Source organism: Rhodococcus koreensis (assembly GCF_017068375.1).
In the GTDB taxonomy this organism is placed as follows: Bacteria; Actinomycetota; Actinomycetes; order Mycobacteriales; family Mycobacteriaceae; genus Rhodococcus_F; species Rhodococcus_F koreensis.
Genome location: NZ_CP070609.1, coordinates 562,327 through 584,972 on the forward strand (window position 1 = coordinate 562,327; position 22,646 = coordinate 584,972).

Annotated in this window: 17 protein-coding genes and 2 pseudogenes; 8 read left to right on the forward strand and 11 right to left on the reverse strand. The window is 65.4% G+C overall.

Annotation, left to right across the window (positions count from 1 at the left end; genetic code table 11):
* Positions 1–203: 203 nt before the first annotated feature.
* A complete protein-coding gene (locus JWS14_RS02535; protein WP_206012417.1) occupies positions 204–1,115 on the forward strand; it encodes a MurR/RpiR family transcriptional regulator in 912 nt (303 codons plus the stop codon).
* 78 nt (positions 1,116–1,193) lie between these two features.
* Here JWS14_RS02535 and JWS14_RS02540 read toward each other — a convergent pair whose 3' ends face one another.
* A complete protein-coding gene (locus tag JWS14_RS02540) occupies positions 1,194–2,609 on the reverse strand; it encodes an amino acid permease (protein WP_241031234.1) in 1,416 nt (471 codons plus the stop codon).
* Positions 2,610–3,062: 453 nt separating this feature from the next.
* Here JWS14_RS02540 and JWS14_RS02545 point away from each other — a divergent pair, with 453 nt between their 5' ends.
* The 5 genes from JWS14_RS02545 (at position 3,063) to JWS14_RS02565 (ending at position 9,247) form a co-directional block, all read left to right on the forward strand.
* Complete coding sequence (locus JWS14_RS02545) at positions 3,063–3,836, forward strand: enoyl-CoA hydratase/isomerase family protein (RefSeq protein WP_206012419.1); 774 nt, start codon at positions 3,063–3,065, stop codon at positions 3,834–3,836.
* 2 nt (positions 3,837–3,838) lie between these two features.
* On the forward strand, positions 3,839–6,025 hold the full coding sequence (locus JWS14_RS02550; protein ID WP_206012420.1) for an acetate--CoA ligase family protein: 2,187 nt from the start codon (positions 3,839–3,841) through the stop codon (positions 6,023–6,025).
* A complete protein-coding gene (locus JWS14_RS02555) occupies positions 6,022–6,822 on the forward strand; it encodes a crotonase/enoyl-CoA hydratase family protein (protein ID WP_095863968.1) in 801 nt (266 codons plus the stop codon). Before JWS14_RS02550 ends, JWS14_RS02555 begins: the two co-directional genes overlap by 4 nt.
* Positions 6,819–7,940, forward strand: coding sequence for a C45 family autoproteolytic acyltransferase/hydrolase (locus tag JWS14_RS02560; RefSeq protein ID WP_206012421.1), 1,122 nt, complete (start codon positions 6,819–6,821; stop codon positions 7,938–7,940). The genes JWS14_RS02555 and JWS14_RS02560 overlap by 4 nt, the downstream gene beginning before the upstream one ends.
* Positions 7,941–8,050: 110 nt before the next feature.
* The gene (locus JWS14_RS02565) at positions 8,051–9,247 is read left to right on the forward strand and encodes an MFS transporter (RefSeq protein ID WP_241031235.1); all 1,197 of its coding nucleotides are present in this window, start codon (positions 8,051–8,053) and stop codon (positions 9,245–9,247) included.
* Here JWS14_RS02565 and JWS14_RS02570 read toward each other — a convergent pair.
* The 8 genes and pseudogenes from JWS14_RS02570 to JWS14_RS02610 form a co-directional block, all read right to left on the reverse strand.
* Positions 9,168–9,995: a biotin/lipoyl-containing protein gene (locus JWS14_RS02570; protein ID WP_206012422.1), complete on the reverse strand. Its 828-nt coding sequence runs from the start codon at positions 9,993–9,995 to the stop codon at positions 9,168–9,170. The two genes, JWS14_RS02565 and JWS14_RS02570, sit on opposite strands and share 80 nt — an antisense overlap.
* 126 nt (positions 9,996–10,121) lie before the next feature.
* Positions 10,122–10,577 (reverse strand): MaoC family dehydratase, encoded by a 456-nt coding sequence (locus JWS14_RS02575; RefSeq protein WP_206012423.1) that lies wholly within the window; start codon positions 10,575–10,577, stop codon positions 10,122–10,124.
* Positions 10,574–11,347 carry a 3-oxoacyl-ACP reductase FabG gene (gene fabG / locus JWS14_RS02580; protein WP_206012424.1) on the reverse strand — a complete coding sequence of 258 codons (774 nt, stop codon included), beginning with the start codon at positions 11,345–11,347 and terminating at the stop codon, positions 10,574–10,576. Before fabG ends, JWS14_RS02575 begins: the two co-directional genes overlap by 4 nt.
* Positions 11,344–11,747 (reverse strand): annotated as a pseudogene (locus JWS14_RS51675) (thiolase family protein). The gene fabG and the pseudogene JWS14_RS51675 overlap by 4 nt, the downstream one beginning before the upstream one ends.
* Before the next feature lie 54 nt (positions 11,748–11,801).
* Entirely contained in the window at positions 11,802–12,638 is an 837-nt protein-coding gene (locus JWS14_RS02595; protein ID WP_072943250.1) for an SDR family oxidoreductase, read from the reverse strand.
* A 130-nt stretch (positions 12,639–12,768) separates the two neighbouring features.
* Positions 12,769–13,722 (reverse strand): helix-turn-helix transcriptional regulator, encoded by a 954-nt coding sequence (locus tag JWS14_RS02600; RefSeq protein WP_241031237.1) that lies wholly within the window; start codon positions 13,720–13,722, stop codon positions 12,769–12,771.
* Between the two features lie 86 nt (positions 13,723–13,808).
* On the reverse strand, positions 13,809–15,329 hold the full coding sequence (locus JWS14_RS02605) for a long-chain-fatty-acid--CoA ligase (protein WP_206012425.1): 1,521 nt from the start codon (positions 15,327–15,329) through the stop codon (positions 13,809–13,811).
* 52 nt (positions 15,330–15,381) lie between these two features.
* Entirely contained in the window at positions 15,382–16,350 is a 969-nt protein-coding gene (locus JWS14_RS02610; RefSeq protein WP_206012426.1) for a polysaccharide deacetylase family protein, read from the reverse strand.
* A gap of 234 nt (positions 16,351–16,584) precedes the next feature.
* Between JWS14_RS02610 and JWS14_RS02615 the strand changes: the two genes are divergently transcribed.
* A complete protein-coding gene (locus tag JWS14_RS02615) occupies positions 16,585–17,601 on the forward strand; it encodes an NADP-dependent oxidoreductase (RefSeq protein ID WP_072943244.1) in 1,017 nt (338 codons plus the stop codon).
* A gap of 577 nt (positions 17,602–18,178) precedes the next feature.
* Here the strand turns inward: JWS14_RS02615 and JWS14_RS02620 are convergent.
* The gene (locus JWS14_RS02620; protein ID WP_095863962.1) at positions 18,179–20,245 is read right to left on the reverse strand and encodes an FUSC family protein; all 2,067 of its coding nucleotides are present in this window, start codon (positions 20,243–20,245) and stop codon (positions 18,179–18,181) included.
* Between the two features lie 337 nt (positions 20,246–20,582).
* Positions 20,583–21,268: pseudogene (locus tag JWS14_RS51680) on the reverse strand (IS701 family transposase); the annotation flags it as partial.
* Positions 21,269–21,388: 120 nt separating this feature from the next.
* Between JWS14_RS51680 and JWS14_RS02630 the strand changes: the two are divergent.
* Positions 21,389–22,627, forward strand: a complete 1,239-nt coding sequence (locus JWS14_RS02630; protein ID WP_241031238.1) for a tyrosine-type recombinase/integrase — start codon at positions 21,389–21,391, stop codon at positions 22,625–22,627.
* Positions 22,628–22,646: the final 19 nt, after the last annotated feature.

A 22,646-nucleotide genomic window follows, 5' to 3' on the forward strand; every position in this document is an offset into this window, starting at 1 on the left:
GACTACCCTGGACCGCCTGCACTCAATCGCCCGTGAGCGGTCGTGCAGGCATCACGGCAGACGCATACGAGCCGCTTCGAAACGAACACCCGAAGAGTGCAACGGCAATTGCAGTAGCACGTCTAGAAGCAAGTTCCCAACTACTACGATGGCGTTAGCTCGTCAGTGATCGACCACAGATTTTCGAGGAGAAGAGGGCGCGCATGGCCACGAAGTTCAAGTCGGCGGGTCCTGCGACCTTCGAGGAATTGCTCACCGAGATTCGTCAGCGCGAGGGCAAGTTGTCGCCGTCGCACAAGAAGCTCGCCGAACGGGTGATGTCCGACCCCGAGGCGGTGGCGTTCATGACCATCTCGGAGCTCGCGGCCGCGGTCGGCGTCAACGAGGCCACCGTCGTACGGTTCGCGACGGGGCTGGGACTCAAGGGATACCCCGGGCTGACGCGCCTGTGCCGCGAACGCCTCCAGGAGCAGGCGCAGCTGCTGCGTCGTTTCGACAACCTCGAGCACATGGCTGCGGAGGGAGCCGGACTGCTGGAACAGGCCGTCGCGCTCGATCAGGCCAACATTGCCCGCACATTCGCCCGGATCGAGGATCCCACCTGGGATTCAGCGGTCGAGCACCTCGCCCGCGCGCCGCGTGTGCACGTCATGGGGTTGCGCAAGTGCCACGCGCCGGCGTACTTGCTCGGATACCTGCTGCGCATGCTGCGCGAGGACGTGGAGACGGTCAACGCCAGCGTCGGTTCGCTGACCGACGACCTGCGTCGGGTCCGCGAGGGCGACTGCTTCGTGGCGATGTCCATCCACCGCTACAGCGTCGACACCGTCCGGGCCGCCGAGTGGGCGCGGCACAGTGGCGCACACGTCATCGCGTTCACCGACAATGCCAGCTCTCCGCTTGCCGCGTCGGCGCACGACACCTTCTACATCGACGCGTCGAGCGCCTCGGTGTTGCGGTCGATGACAGCATTCACCTCGCTCGCTCAGGCCATGTCCGGCGGCGTCGCACAGCTTCTCGGACACCGGGTGCGCGAAACCCTCCTGGAGGAGGAGAAGCTCTTGAGCAGCTTCAGCGTGTACGTCACCGATGCCGCGACAGGCAAGCACCACTAGCCGATCCACGCCCGGTCCGCACACAGGAGCGTGGGGTGCACCCGATCGGGTGCACCCCACGCTCATTGTGCGCGAGGGCTACTGCTGACGGGATTCGGCCAGTCTGGTGTTGCTGTTTTCGGCGGGAACGGTGGTGCGTCGCTGATGAATCAGGCCCGCAGCGACGGCCAGCGCGGTGACGATCGCGGTCAGCACCAAGGGCGTCCGGGTGGCGGAGGTGAAGGCCATACCGGCGACGATGGCGAGCAGGACGACACCCACCACGTACGACAGGTACGGGAAGCCCCACATCTTGACCGGTAGCGCAGCCTTCTCTTCCGCCGTCTTCTTGCGGCGACCGACGATCTGGGTGCCACAGATGCACAGATAGACCACCACGGCGACGGCGCCGGACGAGCTGAGCAGGAAGGTGAACACGGCGCCGGTGGGCAGGAAGTAGTTCGCGATGACCGCGAAAAATCCGGCACTGGAGGCCGCGAGCACCGCCTTCACGGGAACTCCGGACTTGCCGGTCCGGGCGAGCACCCGGGGTCCTTCCCCGCGGCGGGCCAGCGAGAAGAGCATCCGGGAGGAGGAGTAGACGCCCGAGTTCAGGCAGGACAGCACCGCCGTGAGGACGACGAGGTTCATGATGGTGTGCGCGCCGGGCAGGCCGAGGAGGTTCAGCACGGCGGTGTACGGGCTCTTGGTGACCTCGGCGGTGTCCCACGGCAGCAGGGTGACGACGACGAGGATGGAGCCGACGTAGAAGATCAGGATTCGCCAGGCGACGCTGCGCATGCTCTTGCGGACCGCCTTGACCGGATCCTTCGCCTCACCTGCGGCGATGGTGACCAGTTCGGTGCCGAAGTACGAGAAGAACACCGTCAGGGTGGCGATCAGCAGCGGGGTAAGACCGTTCGGGAACAATCCACCGTGCCCGAGCAGATTCGAGGTGCCGGGAGAATCGAAGTGCGGCAGGACGCCGAGGATTGCGGCGACGCCGACACCGATGAACAGCACGATCGCCGTCACCTTGATCATCGCGAACCAGAATTCGAATCGCGCAAAGGAGGTGACCGCCGCCAGATTCACCCCGGTCAGCGCCGTCATGAAGATCAGTGCGTACAGCCAGGTGGGCACGGCGGGGATCAGTTGGTTCGCGATCGCGGCGCCGGCGATCGCCTCGAAGGCGACTGTCACGCACCAGTGATACGCGTAGAGCCACCCGACGGAAAGCCCGGCCCACGAACCGAGTTCGCGGGAGGCGTAGGTCGAGAACGAACCGGTCTCGGGACTCGCGGTGGCCAGTTCGGCGAGCATCCGCATCACCAGGATGATGAGGAGCCCGGTGAACAGATAGACCAGGACTATGCCCGGGCCTGCGGAGGAGATCGCCTTGCCGCTGCCGACGAACAGACCGGCACCGATGACGCCGCCGATGCCGATCATCGTCAGCTGACGAGTGTTGATGGAGTGCTCGAGAGTTTCCGAGCTGGAAATCGAGGTTGGCACGATGCCTTCTTCCGTGTAACGCGGATGTGACCCAGGTAACTGTGTGTCAGCCATGAAACACGTCACCGCCACGTTATGCAAGTCAATTTGCACTTTGCCTACTAGATGCAATTTTAGGTCGCGTTCGCAGAAATGTGCCCCCACCAGCCCGAACGCCGAAAGGTCAGGTCGCGGATGACACTCGAAATGAAGTTCGTCGCGAAGGCGAGAGCCCGCGCCACGACTCGAATCACCAGGCGCCACAACGGGAGACGGGATCGCAACCGGCTTGTCATGCTGTCGAATTGCAATTTCACATTAACGTGCAATTCTACTTGCATCAGCCGCGGCGATGCGGTTGTATGGATGACAGGAACCCTTCCCGGAAGCACCGCGACCGGCAGCACCCCTGCGGCCACACCGTCAGCGGGACAACGCATTACAACCAGATCGACGAGAAAGTGACGTGAGACGATGACGACCGTCCTGGCAACCCGTTCGGGTTCGACCGCGACCCTGGCCCTGAACCGCCCCGACCGCCTCAACGCGGTGAGCGAGGAGCTGTACCAGACGCTGATCGACGAACTGGTCGCGGCGGATTCCGATCCGGACCTGCGCGCGGTCGTGATCACCGGCGCAGGCCGCGCGTTCTGTGTCGGCGCCGATTTGAAGGCCCACAAGTCCGGCACCCGCAGCCGGGAAGAGCAGGCCCGCTACCTCGACCTCGGTCAGAGAGTCTGCGAGCAGATTCAGACGATGGACACCCCGGTCGTTGCCGCGGTCAACGGATACGCACTCGGTGCCGGCGCGGAAATGGCGGTCAGCGCCGACTTCCTCGTCGTCGCCGAGGACGCCCGGATGGGCTTTCCCGAGGTCGGCATCGGCACCTTCGTCGGCGGGGGTGTCACCAACCGACTCCCCCGCCTCGTCGGACTGCGGCGGGCCACTGACATGCTGATCCTCGGCGAACGCTTCACCGGCGCCCAGGCGCTGGAGTGGGGACTGGCGCACTCGGCCGTCATCGCGGACGGGCTACTGGACGCGGCGCACGCGCTCGCCGACACCCTCGCCGGGAAGGCCCCGCTCTCGCTCGCCCGGATGAAGGCAGCGCTGCGGCGTAACGACCCCCTCGACATCGTCCTCGAGACCGAGCCGCAGGAGTTGCTGGCGCTGATGAGCACACAGGACTGGGCCGAAGGTGTGGCCGCATTCGCCGAGCGCCGCGCCCCGATCTTCGAGGGAAAGTAGCGATGACAACGATGGCTCAGCCCTCCCCCGCCGCGGTCGCTCCCGCCCCGCGGGCCGGAACCCGCACGGCGCTCCAGCGCCTCTTCGATCCTCGCTCCATCGCGATCGTCGGCGCCTCGACCAGCCCGACCAAGCGCGGCTTCCAGGCCGTGCGCGCGCTGCAGCAGGCCGGGTACGAGCACCCGGTGTACCCGGTCAACCCGAATGCAACCGAGATCCTCGGACTCGAGGTCGTCCCCTCGATCGACGGACTGCCCTACGGCGTCGACGTCGCCCTCATCGCCCTGCCCGGCGCCGCCGTACCCGACGCCGTGCGCGAGTGCGCGGCGATCGGCATCGCCGGAGTGGTGGTGCTGGCCAACGGATTCAAGGAAACCGGAGACTCCGGGGCCGACCTCGACGCCGACCTCGCGCGAGCGATCGCCGAGACCGGTGTGCGGGTGATCGGTCCGAACACCTCCGGGATGCTCAACGTCTCCACCGGCGCGAACCTGGTGGGCCTGCAGGACGTGCCCAAGGGCCCGATCAGCGTGGTCACCCAGAGCGGAAACATGCTGCTGTCCCTGGTCAACGACAACCGCGCTCTGAAGGGTCCCGGCTTCCACGCCTACGTCGGCCTCGGCAACCAGGCCGACGTCCGCTACGACGAATGTGTCACCGAACTCGCCCGCGACACCGGCACCGGTGCCGTCGCCATCCACTCGGAGGGTTTCGCGGACGGCCGGGCGTTCCTGGTCGCCGCGGCGAGCGCGGTGCGGGAGAAGCCGGTGGTGGTACTGCGCGGCGGCCGCTCCGAGGTCGGGCAGCGCACCGCGCTCTCTCACACCGGGTCGATCGCCGGTTCGGACGCTGTCGCCACCGCGGTGCTGCGCCAGGCCGGTGCGGAATTGGTAGACCGCTCGGACGAACTGGCCGTCGTGGCAGGAGCAATGGCCACCACCGCACCGATCGCGTCCGGCCGCAAGGTTGCAATCCTGTCCGACGGCGGCGGCCACGCCACCCTGGCCGCCGACGCACTGACCGCGCGCGGAATCGAACTCGCGCAGATCGGTGACCAGACCCAGCGGGTCCTGCGTGATCTGCTCGGCGGGCCGGCGTCGGTGGTCAACCCCGTCGACGTGGCCGGGGCCACCGACGCCGATCCCACGGTGTTCGCCGACGCGGTGGACGCCCTGATGCGGGATCCGGCGGTCGGATTGGTGCTGATCGTGGGACTGTACGGCGGTTATCACCTGCGGTTCGACGCCAGCCTGACAGACGCCGAGGACGCCACCGCCGACAGGCTCCTCGAGCTGACCACCGCCCACCGGGTTCCCCTGCTGGTGCAGAGTTGTTACGCCGGGGACACTGTCTCCAACCACGACCGCCTGCGCGCCGGTGGGGTCCCGGTGATCAGTTCCATCGACCACGCCGTCCGGGTGGTCGCCGCCCTGGACCGGCGCGGACGACGACTGGCCACGGCGTCGCAACGTTCGCCCCTCACCTTGCCCGCCCCCGCACCGCGTGCTGCGGTGGGAACGGGAATTCTGGACGAGCCGACCGCCCGCGCCTTCGTCGAGGACGCCGGGGTCGACATCGGCGGATGGACCTTCGCCCGCACCGTCGACGAGGTCGTCACCGCGGTCGTCGGATACGGGCGGCCGTGTGCACTGAAGATCGTCTCGCCGCAGGTGATCCACAAGTCCGACGTCGGTGGCGTGAAACTGAACGTGGTCGGCGCCACCGCCGCGGAGAATGCACAGGCGATCATCGACGCGGTCACCGAGAACGTGCGCGGCGCAGTGATCGACGGCATCGTCGTCACCCCTATGGCCGATCAGGGCGTCGAACTCCTCGTCGGCGCCACCCACGACCCGATCTTCGGCCCGGTGGTGGCATTCGGCAGCGGTGGTGTGATGGTCGAAGCCCTCGAGGACGTCACCTTCCGCGCGGCGCCGTTCACCGAGATCGAAGCCCACGAGATGATCGACGAGACCATCGCCTCCCGCATGCTCGACGGCTACCGCCACCTTCCGGTGATCGACCGGACTGCGCTGGCCAGGTTCCTCGTCCACGTCGGTGACATCGTTGCAGCACACCCCGAGATCGGCGAGCTCGATCTCAACCCCGTCATCGCCTCGAACACCGGGATCGTCCCCGTGGACGTGCGTATCGTCTTGTCCGACAATCTTTCTGGAGAACACGCATGAGCGACCCCCTGCTGACCGACCGCACCGGCGACACCGTCGTCTGGACCCTCAACAACCCCGAGGCCCGGAATCCCATCTCCGAGGCCGACACCATCGACGCGCTCGAGGAGGCCGTCACCGCGGTCAACCGCGACCCCAGCGTGCGGGTGGCGATCCTCACCGGCGCCGGCTCCGCGTTCTCCTCCGGCGGCAACGTCAAACACATGCGCGACAAGGAAGGCATGTTCGGCGGGTCCCCCGCAGAACTGCGGCAGGGCTACCGGCACGGCATCCAGCGCCTCCCGAAAGCGCTGTACCACTGTGAGATCCCGACGATCGCCGCCGTGAACGGGGCAGCCATCGGCGCCGGCTGCGACCTGGCAATGATGTGCGACCTGCGGATCGCCTCGACCACCGCGCAGTTCGCCGAAAGCTTCGTCAAGGTCGGCATCATTCCCGGCGACGGAGGCGCCTGGCTGCTGCCCCGTGCCATCGGCATGGCCCGGGCAAGTGAGATGGCCTTCACGGGTGAGGCGATCGACGCGCAGACCGCACTCGAGTGGGGCATGATCTCCGCGGTCACCGAGCCCGAGCACCTTCTGACCGCCGCCCACGAACTCGCGTCCCGGGTGTCGGCGAACCCGCCGCACGTGCTGCGGATGACCAAGCGGTTGCTGCGCGAAGGGCAGCACCAGAGCCTCGAGAGCATCCTCGAGCTGTCGGCGGCCATGCAGGCTGTTGCGCATCACACCGAAGACCACCACGAGGCTGTCGGGGCCATGCTCGAACGGCGAGCCCCGCAGTTCAGCGGACGATGAACGCCCGTATCGACGAGACCACGGTCGCCGGACTGCGATGGGTGGTGGTGACGGGCGAACGCATCGCCGCGTTCACCCTGCTGGGTGAGTACGCCCGCGCCTCGATCACCGCCGTGCAGAAACAGTTGCCCGAACGCGAAGGCCTGCAAGTCTTCACCCGCAGTGGTCGCGGACGACGCATCCTGGCCGATGTGGCGGCAGCCACCGAACAGGCGTACCCGCACCTCGCCGCCGAGCTGCGTGCGCTCGCGGCCGGCGCCACGCTGCCCTACGAGGATTTGCTGCTGGCCAATCTGCGCGGCGACCTCGGCGTCGACGACGGCACCGGCTGCACGGACCTCGCCTGGCGCGGCACATCGTCTTTCATCGCGCACAACGAGGACGGCGCCCCCGCCCTCGACGGACACTTCATGCTCCTGACCCTCCACATCGACGGTGACCTACCGGTCACCGTGCAGTGGTACCCCGGGTTCCTGCCTTCCAACACACTCGCCGCCAACGCCGCCGGACTGGTGTGGGGCATCAACCACATCCAGGTCACCACTCCGATCGCCGCCCCCGGCCGCCATTTCGTCGCCCGCCGACTGCAGCAGTGCACCACCTTCACCGACGCCGTCGACTTTCTGCGCACCCACCCCAGCGCCGGCGGCTTCGCCTACACGATCGGCGATACCCACACCGGTCGCGCCGCAGTCGTCGAAACCGCCGCGGGGCGTCACGCCGTCCGTGAACTCTCACACGACAGAGCATTCGAATGGCACACCAACCACATCCGGTTCATGCCCGACCCACCGGACCGGGCGCCGGCTGGAGCCGCCACCGCCAATCTCGGGCAGCGCGACGAGAGTCTTGCTCGGGGCAGGGTCCTCGAAAACATCACCCCGGCCCTCGAACCCGGCGTCGACTGGTTCGACCGAGTCCTGGCCGGATCCCCCGTTCCCACCGGCGTCCACCGCACCGCCGCGGGCGACGACCCCCTCGCCACCCTGTGCACCACCGTGACCAACCTGACCGACCAAACCATCTTCATTCGCAACCGACACGACCGAACAGCCTCACTGTCGCTGGCCGACTTCGTCGCGGGACCGCCCTCCACTGAACGATCGGCGACCGAGTGACGTAACGCTCAGGACTTCGTCCGATGTAGCCGCTGCTACATTTTCCTGGTGACGAGTGAGGGAACCGGAGCGCGCTGGCTGACGGAACCCGCCGCCGACAGCGAACGGCCATGACCGGCGCCGCGTCACCAGCCGCGCGGTGGCGGATGTGGCCGCTGTACGCGGCCGGTTTCACCACGGCCTTCGGAGCGCATGCCGTCGCGGCGAACCTCGCCTTCGACCTCGAGGACCCGGCCGGCTCCCTCCTGTATCTCGGTCTGCTGCTGGCGCTGTACGACGGCGCCGAGGTAGTGCTCAAACCCGTGTTCGGGACCCTCGCCGACCGGATCGGTGCCCGACCGGTCTTTCTCGGTGGCCTCCTCGGATTCGCCGCGGCCTCCGCCCTGTTCGTCGTGGTCGGCGACTCGGACTGGCTGTGGTCGGCCCGGCTCGGGCAGGGCGCCGCCGCGTCCGCGTTTTCCCCGGCCGCAAGTGCGCTGCTCGCACGGATGACCCCGAAAGCCGGGCACGGCACCGCGTTCGGAACATACGGCTTCTACAAGAGCCTCGGCTACACGCTCGGCCCACTGCTGGGCGGCGTGCTGGTGTGGCTCAGCGGCCTCACACTGCTGTTCGCGGTGATGACCGCCCTCGCGCTCACCATCGCGGCATGGGCGGCGCGCGTGGTGCCCGCCCTGCCGCCCCTGCCGCGCGACCGGCAGACCGTCCTGGACCTGGCACGCCGTCTGACGGATCGGACGTTTCTCCGGCCCACCCTCGCACTCGCGTTCGCAACCTCGGCGCTGTCCGTGGGAGTGGGATTCCTGCCCGTCAGCGGCGCCGCCGCCGGGCTCGGCTCGGTGGCGACCGGCGCTGCCGTGTCCGTCCTCGCCGCCTGCGCCGCCCTCGTGCAGCCGCGAGCCGGGCGGGCACTGGACGCAGGTCGCATCTCGGCCGGCACCGGAACCGCGCTGGGCCTGCTGATCACCGCCACCGGACTCGGGTGCGCCATGATCCCCGGTTTGCTCGGTGTGCTGCTCTCCGCAGTGGTCATCGGCACCGGCACGGGACTGATCACCCCGCTGGCTTTTGCGGCGCTGGCCGGCTCGACTCCCGACGAGAGGATGGGACAGACCATGGGTGCCGCCGAACTCGGACGCGAACTCGGCGACGCAGGAGGACCTCTACTCGTCGGAGGCGTCGCCGCGGTCGCCACACTCACCGCCGGGTTCGGCGCCATCGCCGCGCTCACCCTCGTCGTCGGCGCCGGGACCGCGGCCGCACCGCTGCGCCGCCATCTCGGTTTCGTCTCGCCGAAGGACGAGTGACAGCAGCGGCAACAACTGGTCCGTCTCGCTCGCGCGTTGGCCCAGATCGATTGAGACAAGCGGAGATCGTCAGGTTTGGTTCGTACAACCTGTGCTTGATGCAGAGCTGCAGGCCAAAGCCCGTTTCCAGCCGTTGCCGCACCGTGGTGAGGTTGATCACCGGATGGTCGCCGAGCGCTTCGACCGCGTCGGCCACGAAGAACGGCGGGAACGACAGCTTCATACCTGTGCGTGCGTGGAGCACCGCCTCCTCCCGGTCCCGCACGCGGGCGATCCCGGTGACATCGATCTCGACGACTGTCGTCAATTGCGCCGAGGTGTGGAGGGATTCGACCATTCTCCGGGCGATGGTGCGACGGATCCGCGGCAGCTTCTCGACGCGGTCCGCGCCGGACACCGTGACCGGTTCGACGATGGGCGCAGGTTCCGGCAGAGTCACCCCCGCGGCGTTCGCTCCGATCATCGCCAGCGGGCCACCGACCTCGACGACAGTGTCCTCTGAAGCGAGGATGTCGACGAGAATCCCGGCCGTCGGCGACGGGACCTCGGTGTCGACCTTGTCGGTGGACACCTCGAGCACCGGTTCCCCCTCTTCGATGCGGTCACCTCGCGATGTGAGCCAGCGGGTGATGGTCGCCTCGGTGACGTTCTCACCGAGCGACGGCAGCACCACGGTGGTCGCGGCGATCTGATTCAGCGGAGCTTCGCGCTTGCGGGCGGTGGAACCCTCGGGGAACGGCTTCGGCATTGCAGCATCCTTTCAGCGTGAAGACTGATTTTCACAGGTCAGATGTCACCCCATGCGGGTGTGGCCCCCCGTCGATCATTTGTCAGCGTGCAATCTCTCCGGTGGGGATTTCGCAAGTCTGCGAGGTTAATTCGGAACGTAGATGCTGACAATCTCTGCAATACAAACCGGCTTGTCGGCATTCTCGCGTTCGATCGTGACGGCCGTGACAACCTGGACGCCCGAGGGGACGGTTTCAACGTTTACTATGTCAACCGCGGCCCGAATCCGCGAGCCGACGGGGACGGGTGCTGGGAATCGAACCTTGTTCGACCCGTAGTTGATTCCCATTCGGACGCCGTCGACGGCGTAGACCTCCCATACAAGCATCGGGATCATCGAGGTCAGCAGATGTCCGTGGGCGATGGTGGCGCCGAACGGTCCGTCAGCAGCCCGTGAGGGATCGACGTGAATCCACTGGTGGTCACCTGTCGCGTCAGCGAACGCGTCGATTTTCTCCTGGGTGAGGGTGTGCCATGACGAGTAGCCGATCCGGATGTTCGCCACCGCGTGTAGTTCGTCGATTCCGTTGAGTGTCTTCATACCTTGGGCCCTCCGGCGATGTAGAGAACCTGCCCGGAGACGAATCCGGCTCCCTCACTCGCTAGGAATGAGATCGCGTGTGCGATGTCGTCGGGGACCCCGACTCGGGCGACGGGGATGTCGGCGGCCGCCCTCTTCTTGAGATCGTCGAACTTCATTCCCATTCGTGCTGCCGTCGCGGCTGTCATCTCGGTCTCGATGAAACCGGGAGCAACGGCGTTGGCGGTGACGCCGAATTTGCCGAGTTCGAGGGCTAGAGTTTTGGTGAAACCTTGCAGCCCGGCTTTGGCTGCGGCGTAGTTTGCTTGACCGCGGTTTCCGAGCGCCGACACGCTCGAGAGGTTGATGATTCGCCCAAAACCGGCCTGAGTCATGTGTCCCTGAACCTCTCTCGTCATCAGGAACGAGCCACGCAAGTGGACGTTCATGACGGTATCCCAGTCGGTGGCCGACATTTTGAACAGAAGATTGTCGCGGGTGACGCCGGCGTTGTTGACCAGAACGACCGGCGCTCCGAGTTCCGTTGTGATCTTATCCACTGCCTTCTCGACACCAGTTCCGTTGGAGACGTCTGCGCCGACAGCAAGTGCGGTTCCTCCGGCCTGGGTGATCGTGTCGACCACGTACTGGGCGGCGGCCTCCTCGAGGTCGAGGACGGCGACAGCGTGGCCGTCTGCTGCGAGCCGCTGCGCGACGGCGGCGCCGATTCCCCGTGCAGCACCGGTGACGATTGCGGTGCGGCGGTGTTCGGGATGGGGTGATGTGTTCACGAGATTGGGGGTACCTCTCGAGGATTGGATCGATGTGACTTCGGGTCAGGTGAGCATTCGAGGATCAGTGCCATGCCCTGTCCTCCGCCTACGCACATGGTTTCGAGGCCGAACTGCTTGTCGTGCGTCTGCAGTAAGTTGATGAGGGTGCTGGTGGTCCGCGCACCGGTCATGCCGAACGGGTGGCCCATGGCGATGGCCCACCGCTGACGTTCAGTCGCTGTTCGCCGACACCGAGCATGAGGTCGTCGATGTCGCTTGGATGGAGTGCAGGTACTTTCGCCAACGCGGCCGTGACCATCTGGACGGGGAGGTCATCGGGCCGAATGTCCTTCAATGAGTCCTCGATCGCTCTACCGATCGGCGAACGTGCGGTGGCGACGATGACAACTTCAGGCATGGTTGTTCCTTCAATCGGTGATTGCTGTACGTGGAAGAAGATGGAGGCGAAGGTTCAGCCGGCGCAGCCGGAGATCCCGCCGTCGAGCGGAATGATGGTGCCGGTCAGATAAGAGCCGGCACGGGAGGCCAAGAACCGGACCGTGCCGATCAGGTCGTCGGTTTGTCCGTAGCGGCCCAGTGGGACGCGCCCGACGAGCTCTGCCTCGACCTCTGGATCCGCCGCGACGTGTCCGAGCATGTCCGTCAAGACAGGCCCGGGGGCGATCGCGTTGACGGTAATACTGTCGGATGCCAGTTGCTTGGCTAAATGGCGGGTGACCATGTGCAGACCGGCTTTGCTCGCACTGTAGGAGTAGTTCTCCCAGCTAGGTGTAGTCAAGGCATCCACGCTGCCGATGTTGATGACATGAGCGGGCCGGTCGGGGCGTGCCGCATTGCGCAGAAGCGGAAGCGTTCCCGTGATGAGGTAGAACGGAGCGACAAGGTTGGTGTTGAGCACCTTCGTCCAACCGATGAGGGGAAACTCTTCAAGTGGCGCACCCCAGGTGGCCCCGGCATTGTTCACCAGGATGTCGATGCTTGTCAGGTGCTCGCCCAGCCAGTCGACCAGACCGGTCACCCCTTCGGCCGACGACAGGTCACTGGCGACGGGGGTGCAGCGTCCTGTCGTTCCCGCAGCGTCTGCCCCGGCATTGATGGCTTCGGCCGTCGCGCGGCACTGTTCTTCCTTTCGGCTGGTGATGACAACGTGGGCACCGCCCTGTACCAGGCCGCGGGCGATCATGGCGCCGATCCCTCGTGAGCCACCGGTTACGACGGCGGTCCTCCCGGCGACAGAGAAGAGGGTGTCGGGTGCCGGTCGCACTTCGGAGGTGGTTGCACTATTCATATTATCTACGCTAGGACCGCATTGACGTTATCTCTTGGAGGTCAGCGCACTTCGCTTGCGTCGCGCGCAGTAGACATGAGCGGAGCCGCGGGCAAGCCTGGACGTCGAGCGGGCCCGCGGGTCTGCTGATTCAGTCGTTTTCGGCTGCCGCAGAACGTGTGTCGGACGGGCGCTCACCGAAGGCCCGCCGGTACGCATTACTGAAGGTGCTGAGGTCGCCGAATCCTGACGAGTACGCCACCTGAGTCACGCTCTGGTGGCTCCAGCCACGGTCCTGAAGACGCAACCGGGCCAACGCCAGACGCTCCTCTCGGATGAGGTCCGACGGCGTTGTCCCAATCCGCTGCAACTGGGCCTGAACGTGCCGGAGCGACCAGCCGAGACGCGTCGCGACCACGGCACCTGTGAGGTTCGGGTCGTGCGCATTCTCTCGAACAAAGCGTCGGATCGCGGTGACCAACCCTTCCTGAACATCGACGGAGGGGGCGGCCGTGTCTGCGTTGTAGGCGAGCGCCACGAGATCCACGATTCGGTCGGCGATCGCGTCGAATTGACTACCGGTGAGCTCGTGCCGCTCCCTGCGCAGACTACTGACCACGTCGACAACGACGCGCCCCAGTCCGGATGTCGCATCGAGGACGGTGCCGGCGTGCGGCAATGTGGGCACCCGCGCCTCGATCCGGTCACGGGGAATCACGAATGCAACGGAGGAGAAGCCGTCACCATGGCGCAGAACAGTCGCGGTGTCCAGCGACGTGAGAGCCATGACCGCCGGTGTGATCGTGGCTTCACGACGATCCTGCTCGAGGATCACTTCACCCCGGACCGGTAGGAGCAGTTCGTAGGCGCCATGTGGATGTCTGCGGATGTCGGCTGCCGTGCGGGAGAGGACCTCCGCTTCGCCCCACCAACGAACTAGCTGGTACGTGTCCGAATATTGATGCTGAAGGGTTCCCTGGTAGCTGTCCGCAAGGGAGAAGGCCATCGGACAGTGGATCGACGAGACCTGATCGCGCCACCAATCACCGCGCTCGCGCTGGTCGTGCTCGTTGCTGCGCAACGTATCGACGGAATACAAGGTCACAACACCTTCTCACACCGGTATGCCGAAACTGTGACTCGCGCCACCGTCGACGCTAGCGTGCGCCGGCGCCCACGCCAACGGCGTGATCATCGCAGAGCCCGCTTGAGGAGCTTTCCTGTCGCGTTCATCGGCAAGGTGTCCCTGAACTCCACCAGGCGCGGGTACTTGTAAGCCGCCAACCGTTCCCGTGACCAGCCGATCAGGTCTTCCTCCTTCAACTCCGATCCGGGCTCGCGGATGACGAAGGCTTTCACTTCCTCACCGATTCGCTCATCCGGGATTCCGACGACGGCCACGAGGCTGACCTCTGGATGGCCGGTGAGCACCTCCTCGAGCTCGCGCGGGTAGACGTTGAAGCCTCCCCGCACGATCAAGTCCTTGGCGCGATCGACGATGAAGTAGTAGCCGTCCTCGTCTCGCGTTGCGATATCGCCCGTGCGGAACCAGCCCTCGCGGATCACTTCCTTTGTCGCCTCGGGCCGCCCCAGGTATCCCTTCATCACGTTGTATCCACGTACGGCGAGTTCTCCTGGCTCCCCGGCGGGGACCTCGTTCCAGTGATCGTCGATGAGCTTCACCTCTACCCCCCAGATCGGTTTGCCGATCGATCCCGACCGGTTTGGTTGGTCGAGCGGGTTGAACGTGACGGTGGGACTGGTTTCGGAGAGTCCGTAGCCTTCCCGGATCCCGACACCGAAGACATCCCGGAACCGCTCCAGCACATCGACGGGCATGGCAGCTGCGCCGGACAGCGCGATTCGCAGGAGACCGGCGAGGTCAACGTCTATTCCGTCAGCGGCCCTATTGAGCAGAGCCCAGTACATCGTCGGGACACCGGCGAAGACTGTCACCCGGTGCTGCGTGATCAACGCCAGGGCCTCGGCTGCGTCGAATCGTGGCAGCAGGACCAGGGTGGCCCCCATTGCGAAGCCGGCGTTCAGCTGTACGGTCTGTGCGAAGGAGTGGAAGAGCGGAAGAGTGACCAGGTGTACGTCGTCGGCGCGGGCGTCGAGCAGTTGGTTATGCCCGATGGCGTTGAGGACCATGTTGGCGTGGGAGAGCTCCGCCCCCTTCGGCTTGCCGGTCGTCCCGCTCGTGTACAGGACCACCGCTGTGTCCGTTGCCTCGGTCACCTGCAGGACGTCTTCCGCGGGGTGTTCGGCCAATGCCTCAGCCAAGGTTGTTCCCACGCCTGGCTCATCGAGCAAAGCGGGGCCAAGGGTGACCAGTTGCTCGCAGGATTCGACGTCCTGGAATCCCCGCCACGCCTCGTCGTCGAGCCCCGGCACGGTACAGAAGTATGCCGTCGCGCCCGAGTCACGGAGGTGGTAGGCAACCTCCTCCCGCTTGAGCATCGTGTTGAGCGGCACGACGGCTCCACCGGCCTTGAGGATGCCGAAGTAGACAATCGGAAACTCGACAACATTCGCGATCGTCAGGGCAACGCGGTCGCCTGAGCGCAACCCCAGGGAGAGAAGATATTGGGCAACACTGTTCGCAGCCGCATCGATTTCACCGAAGGTGAGGGTTCGGTCACCTTCGATGACAGCGGTTCTGCTGGGAGTGCGTCGAGCAGTGTCGGCAAGCATGGTGGCCAGGTTGAGCATGATCCTGCTTTCAGATGATGACGGTGTGACGTTGTGAATGTGGATTGCCGACTCAGGACCAATCCCAGTCGTATTCAGCTCCCACCCGCTTTGCCAACGGCTTGAACATGCGCTCTTCGTAAGTCGCCATCGTGTCGAGGCCGGGAATGGGCGCGAGGTTCAGGATCTCGGCAAGCCGCTCGAAGTCGAGTTCAGGTTTCGGCAAGCCCGCAGCAAGCGCGAATCTCTGTAGTTGGTTGGTGAAGCTCTCATTACACGGCGGCTTCCCGAAGTTCACCGGATGCTTCATCGCCTCATCGAGGGTTACAAACTCCACGCCACGCTCGAGGAATGCCTCCAGGATCGGAGCGAGGGTGTCACGAGAGATCGTGGTGCCGTGTACAAGCCAGATGAGGGGCGCGTCGGCACCGAACAGGGTGTGCGCGGTGTCCGCGTGCTTGTAGAGCATGTCAACCGCGGTCGACACGTGCAGGTCGCGTACCTGCTTCTGCACGTCCTTGTCGCCTAGGGTCATCGCGCGGAAGTAAGGCATGATGAACGCGAAATCACTGAACCAACTGGTGATCGGCGCAGTGCGGTAGCCGAGATCTGCGAGGTAGTTCTCGACTTCCCCTCGACGTCGTTCGGATCCTGATGACATGTCCATGGGGTACCGGAAGTACTTCGACGGTGCGGCGTCGATCAGATGACCGATGTACTTCTCGGCCGTCTCAAAATCGCGTCGGAATGCCGCGTCGGGCATCCAGCGCAATGGAGCGTGCTGGTGAGTGTGGTTACCCAGGTGATGGCCCGCTTCGGCCCACGCCTCGAAGGCCTCGATTTGCTCTGGCTCGTTCTCGAGCCGGTATGTGTGAGAGAAGCCGTAGGTGCCCTTGAGTCCGTAGTCGTTCAGCGTTTTCGCCACAGACCGCGTGATGTCGGTGGGAGTCGTGTCGTCCGGCATGGGAACGCCGTCCCACAGGATGAAGTCATCGATCGTGACCGCAATCTCGAGAGGGCGGTCGGCGCGTGTGTCATTCATTGCGTTGACTCCGGATCTACCAGGAGGACTCCTCGGCACGAAGCCCATTTCCACCGACCCTATGAAGTGATGGACATCACGTCTTGGCTGTTTGCGCGCATCAGCTTTTATCAGGCGCACCGTATTCGGCATTGAGATGCGCGCTGTGCGCGCTCGTCGAATCCCGTGCGCATAGGGCCAAGTTTCGCCTCGTCATGACTTCTACCGTCGTTGGTGACGAAGGAGTAGCACACCGTGAATTCATCACAACAGATCGTCCTGGCGCAGCGCCCCCACGGGCACGTGAGCTTGGAGGACTTCCGAGTGGAGGACGTCGTCCTGTCCGAACTCAAGGCTGGCGACGTCGCACTCGAGACCCTCTTCATCTCGATCGATCCGGCCATCAGGGGCTGGCTCGACGACCGACCGAGTTATCTTCCGCCAGTCGCAATCGGAGAGCCAGTTCGCGCTTTCGGACTGGCCCGCGTGACCGCCTCACGCAACAGCAATTTCACCGCGGGCGACATCGTTCGTGGCTTCGTCGGCTGGCAACGGCACCAGATCGTCAGCTCGCCCGGCTCTGACTGGGACCGAATCGCATCACGCGAGGACGTCCCCTTGGAGCACTACCTTGGCGTCCTCGGGATGACGGGCCTGACCGCGTGGGCCGGAGTGTGCGACATCTTGCGGCCGGAACCAGGGCACACCGTCTTGATCTCCGGCGCCTCTGGCGCAGTCGGAAGCGTGGCCGTCCAACTCGCGAAGCAGGCGGGCGCACAGGTTGTCGGCATCGCAGGAGGCGCCGAGAAGTGCTCGATGGTGGCCCGACTGGGCGCCGACGCCGTCGTCGACCGCAAGGCCCCTGATTGGAAGGACCAGCTCGAGGCGGCAACACCGGACGGCATCGACCGCCTCTTCGAAAACTCGGGGGGCCCGATGTTCGAGGCATCGATCACCCGGCTGAACAACCACGCACACATCGCCTTGTGTGGCCTGATCGACGGCTACAACTTGACCGAACGCCCCTCCGGCCCAAACAACTTCGGACAGCTTCTCACCAAGCGTGTCCTCACCCAAGGATTCGTCGTGCTCGACTACATGGACCGCGCAGCAGAGGTTGAAGCCACGCTTGGCGAACTCATCAGTTCCGGACAGTTGGAGGCCGTGCAATCGGTATTGCCCGGATTCGAGGAGCTGCCGGCCGCCTTCGTGGACTCGTTCCCCAACGGCCAACCGGGCAAGCTCATCATCGATCTGACTGCCAGCCTCTGAAACCACCTCAGTCGGAGCTTCGCATTTCGTCATCGCGCGGCCGGCATACGGCCCCCGACGCAGGCGAGGTATCCCACCGATCCACCTCTACTGCAGGTCCTCGCCAACTCCGTCCACTGGGATCACTCCGCCCCTGTCGGCACGCCCGTCGATTTGCACAAGGTGTTGACCACCGAGCCCGCCCGACGCGCTCACAATCTGCTCGGGCTCGACGAACAATAGGTGAGCGGGCCGACGAATCCGCCTGCCCCTACACTCGCGGCGGCCGCGATGACGGAATCATCGTTCGCGCCGACGGGGCGATCGCCTACGGGCCGATCTGGAACTGGACCACAAGTTCGGCGTGGGCACATGTCACCCGACATCGGCTGACCGTGAACCCCGTCTACGCCAAACTCCATGAACTGGGTGTCCCCGATCATCAGCAGCAACTCTCCCACCTCATCAAAGGCAGCCACCTCGACCGCGGCCCTCTCACCTGGCTACGCCGCGGATGGCCCGCCCTCTTCGAACATGCGCCGACACCCTCCCCGCATCCGACAACTGAGCTGAGCGCCCGGGAGTGTGTACGACGCCATCAGACACGCGTCAATGCCTCCCCCATCGTGCGGTTGAGGGTGCTGAGCGAGCGGACGGCACTGCGAACCGGCCCGGGTGTGGTAGTCGACCGCAGCATGACGTCGGGTGCCGAGGTTTCGGTGAGTTTCTCTGGAGGCTCTACGTGCTCGCCGGCGAGTGCGCGTTTGACGTCGGCGATGGTTGCCTTGGTGACGTCGGCTGCTTGGCGCAATGCCTTCGCGGTCGCCTGCGACGGTCCGCTGTCCGGTTCGCCGCGAGAGGCGCTGACCCCTGCTCGGGCGAGTGCATGAGACGACCGATTGCTGGCCGTCATGATCCGCAACAGCCGTTTTGCTCCCCGACGGGTCCGCGTCGTCGGTCCCATTTCCAAGGGTTTGCCCGCCGTGACAAGGTCCTTCAGCGCGTTGTCCAGCTTCCGGATGTCGGCGACGAGGTCAGTCTCGTGGCCTGGTTGGACGACGGCTCCGATACCGGTGTCGATGATGGCAGTCATCTGATCGAGGTAGTCGTCGATCTTCGAGATCAGCGTCGATCTCGTTCCGGTGGAGAAGATGAAGCACGCCGCCGCTATTCCGACGATTCCCCCGGCCGCCGTTTCGTAGATGCGCAGTTCTAGTACCTCGATGCTGAATGTGCCGAGCAGTCCGTACAGCATCGCAAGCATGACGGTAACGAAGAAGGAGAGCAATGCGTAGGCAACCGTGACGAGGTAGAACGCGAAGAATACGCAGACAACGAGCAGGAGCAGCTGCAATGGCTGGTTGTTTCCGACCAACGCGGACAGCAATACTCCTGCAAGAACTCCCGCGATGGTGCCGACGACGCGGTGGCCTGCGCGCGAGAGAATCTCACCGCGGGTAGACGCTCCGGTGAAAACGAGGAAGGCCGTCAGGACCGCCCAGTACCAGCGGTCGGGCGAGATCAGCTCACCGAGAATCGTTGCAGCGCTGGTCGCGACGGCTACCTGGATCGCGGCTTTGGTGCTCGGATTCCATCCGGTGTCCGCCTCTTCGGCCTCGTCCGGTTTCTTCCTCGGCTCGGATTCTGTTCGCAGGGCATTGTTGGTGATGTGATGGATCGCGATGTGTGCCTGCACTGCTCGCATCGCGACGGCGGTCGCGATACCCTCCGGAGTCGATGGATCGGACTTGTTTGCGGCCGCGGTGGCGAGGCGTCGGGCAGCGCGGAGTTGGTTGTCCGACGGATTGTTCTGCAGGCACGATCCCAGTGCCGTGGTCGCCTGCCCCAGCGAGTTCGGCCACGACTTGTTCGGGTCGAGCGCCCACAGCGCGCTGACGAGTTGTTCGGTAGCGATTTGCGCGTCGAAGATGCGAACGGACAGATCATCGTTTGTGACACTCAGGAGCTGGGCTGCATCGTTGCGGTCGAGCCAGTCGTCGATCATCAGCGCGGTGCTTCCGAGCCGGTCGAGTTTCTTGCGGAGTAGATCGAGATTCCGATCACCCCTGTTCGACGCCACCTCCAGCACGTCGATCGACGCGGCCCGCAGCGCCCGAACCAACCGTTTGAGTTCGAGCCCGGGCCGATCCGGCAGGATCACTGTACGGACGAGGAGCGAGATACCGACGCCGGCGACGACGGACACGGCGAGGATGGGAATCTGCCCAGGCTCGGCCCGAAGGAAGAGCGCGAAGAAGTAGCAGATGAACGCAACCATTCCGAGCGCCGTCCCTCGGGGGCCGTAGCGCCGCACCCAGACGGCCGCGAAGAGCACCGCGATGAAGCCCACATCGGCGACCTTCCCGAACTGTGACAGCACCGCGGACATCGACACCGCTGCGATTGCAGGAAACACGAGCAGCAGTGTCGTGATCACCCTGCTGTGCTGATCCCTGTCCTTGACCGCCGCCGAGGACTGCATCGCGACGACCGTCCCGAGCAGCGCGACGGTGAGTGGCTGGCCGATCACGTTGGAACCCGGTAGCAGCACCACCATCGCGAGCACGACGGTGATCGTCGTGGCGGTTGCGGCACGGAGCCGCAGCCTGCCGGGATCGGAGACCGCGAGAAAACGGACCGTCTCCTGTACGAACCGAAAAGCCATTCACCGATTGTGCGCCTTCAGCACCCGCGCATCCGTCATGACACCCCTACACATCGCGGTGCTCTGCGATATCACCCAATCCCGAAATACTTCCTGCCGATCGTTAATCCTATGCACCGTACGTTGATTCGGGAAGTGTCCGCGTCCTACCCATCGCGGTCAGTCTCGGACGATATCGCTTCTGATCGTGTCCGCGTGTTCGGTAATGGCAGATGCGGGCCTGGTGCTGTCGGCGTCTCCGCCAGTGTGACCAGGACCAGACGTGCTCGTCGGGGTGCACGTGCCACAGGATCAGATGCACGAGCAGTCGCCGGATCTGAAGGTACCGTGTAGCCGATCATGCCCTGATCGTCGATCCCGATTCCCCGTCTACTGCTTCGGTTTCGTCCCGGCCAGCCAGCGAGGGCGAGCATCGACAAGGTGGTGTGGGCGTACCAGGCACGGTAGGTGCGCACCTGATACTGGTCCAGGCCGGCCTCGCTGCGGGCCTACTGGAAGCATTCCTCGACCCGCCACCGGGAGCCGGCGGCGGCGAGTTCGGTGAGCGTGGTGCGGCGGGGTCCGGCGCAGATGTAGTCCGCGATCTCGGTCGGATCCGACAGGGATCGGCGGGCGAGCAGCCAGTGCCCCCGCCCGGGTGCCCAAGCGATCCGGATCGGGATCCGCACCCAGGAATACTCCCGCGGGCCGTGCGCGCCGTCGCCGGCAGAGATACGGCGCCACTCTTCGGCGGGACCGCGGCGATCGTCTCGTCTGCCCGGCCGGTGTGCCCGCCGGGATAAAGACGTCGTCGCCCACGCGAGTGGCCAGCACGTAGGAAATATCGCGTTCGACGAGCCAGACCCGCAGAGGTCCATGATTCGGGCAGGTACAGCTCCCGGTCGATCAACGCGTGCCCAGCGGAACTCGCGTAGGCGAGGAACACCCCGATCTGACATTGTCCACCCACCCAGCGGTGCCCGAGTACTGGCGCTGCACGCCGGCCGAGCGGGTGCCCTTCTTCAAGAACCCGGTGTCGTCGACCTATGCCGACGTCCTATCTGGGGTTAGGTGACCACCGTCCGCGATGAATGGTGAGAGTTCTGTGCGAGGGTCGGCGTGTCTGTCGCGGACGTTCTATCCGGGGTGGATACGCTACGGGGTGTGACGACGATCACAGGAACGGTCGGGGCGGGTTGTCGGGTGCAGCGGCTGGTCCTGCCCGAGGGCGGGGGCCACACCTGGACGGTGCTCGGCTCCGATCATCGCCCGGTGGTCCCGGCGGAGGAGTACCTGGAATATCTTCGGGCCCAGCAGGTGTCGCCGAACACGGTGAAGTCCTATGCGCGGGCGTTGGCGTTGTGGTGGCAGTTTCTGGAGCTGTTCGGGCTGGTCTGGGATGCGGTGACGTTGGAGAACTTCGGGGCGTTCCTGACGTGGTTGCGCACCGGGGACGAGCCGGGGGTGGTGTCGATCGAGCACCGTGGTGCCCGATTCGCCGAGTCGACGATCTCCGCGCGGCTGGGTGCGGTGCTGTCCTGCTACGACTATCACGTGCTCAACGGCGTGGACGTCGGCCGGGACCTGCATCGGATCACCCATCGCGGCGGCGGCCGGTACAAGCCGCTGCTCGAGCACGTCGCGCGGCGCAAGGGTCGTCGCCAGGCGGTGATCCGGGTGCGCCGCCCGGGCCGGGGGGCGCCACCGATCTTGACGCCCGAGCAGATCGAGCGGATCTGTGAGGCATGCGCGAGTTGGGATCCCGACACGCGGGAGTGGCGTGGGTCGGTGCGCAACCGACTGCTCTGGATGTTGTTGGCGGAGACCGGTGTTCGGCTGGGTGAGGCGCTCGGTTTGCAGCATCGCGATTGGCACACCGGGTGCGGTGACACCCCGTACGTCGAGGTCGTCGCCCGAGACCACCCGCACGGGGTGCGGGCCAAGAGCGGCTACCGGCGGGTGTATGTCTCCGACGAACTGGACCGCGTCTACGGCGAGTACCTCTGGCGGTTGTGTGAGGTCGGCGCCGATCTGGCCACCGACGACTTCGACGGCACTTGCGTGTTCGTCAACCTCGACCGGGAGCCGCGGTTCGCGCCGTGGCGACCGGAGTCCGTCTACGACCTGGTGGACCGGCTGCGCCGCGAGCTGTCCGGGCAGGTGCCGCACGCCTGGTCGCCGCACTGGATGCGGCACAGCCACGCCACGGCGCTGTTGCTGTCGGGGGTACCGGTGCACGTGGTGAGTCGACGATTGGGACATGTCGACGTGCAGACCACGCTCAACACCTACGCGCACGTGAGCGAGGACGCCGAGATGCGGGCGGCCGCCGACTGGAAGGCGTTCACCGGTGGCTGGCGAGTCGGCGCGCACCGCGACGAGCGGATCGGGTCCGGCTCGTGACCGGCCGGGCGCGACGAGG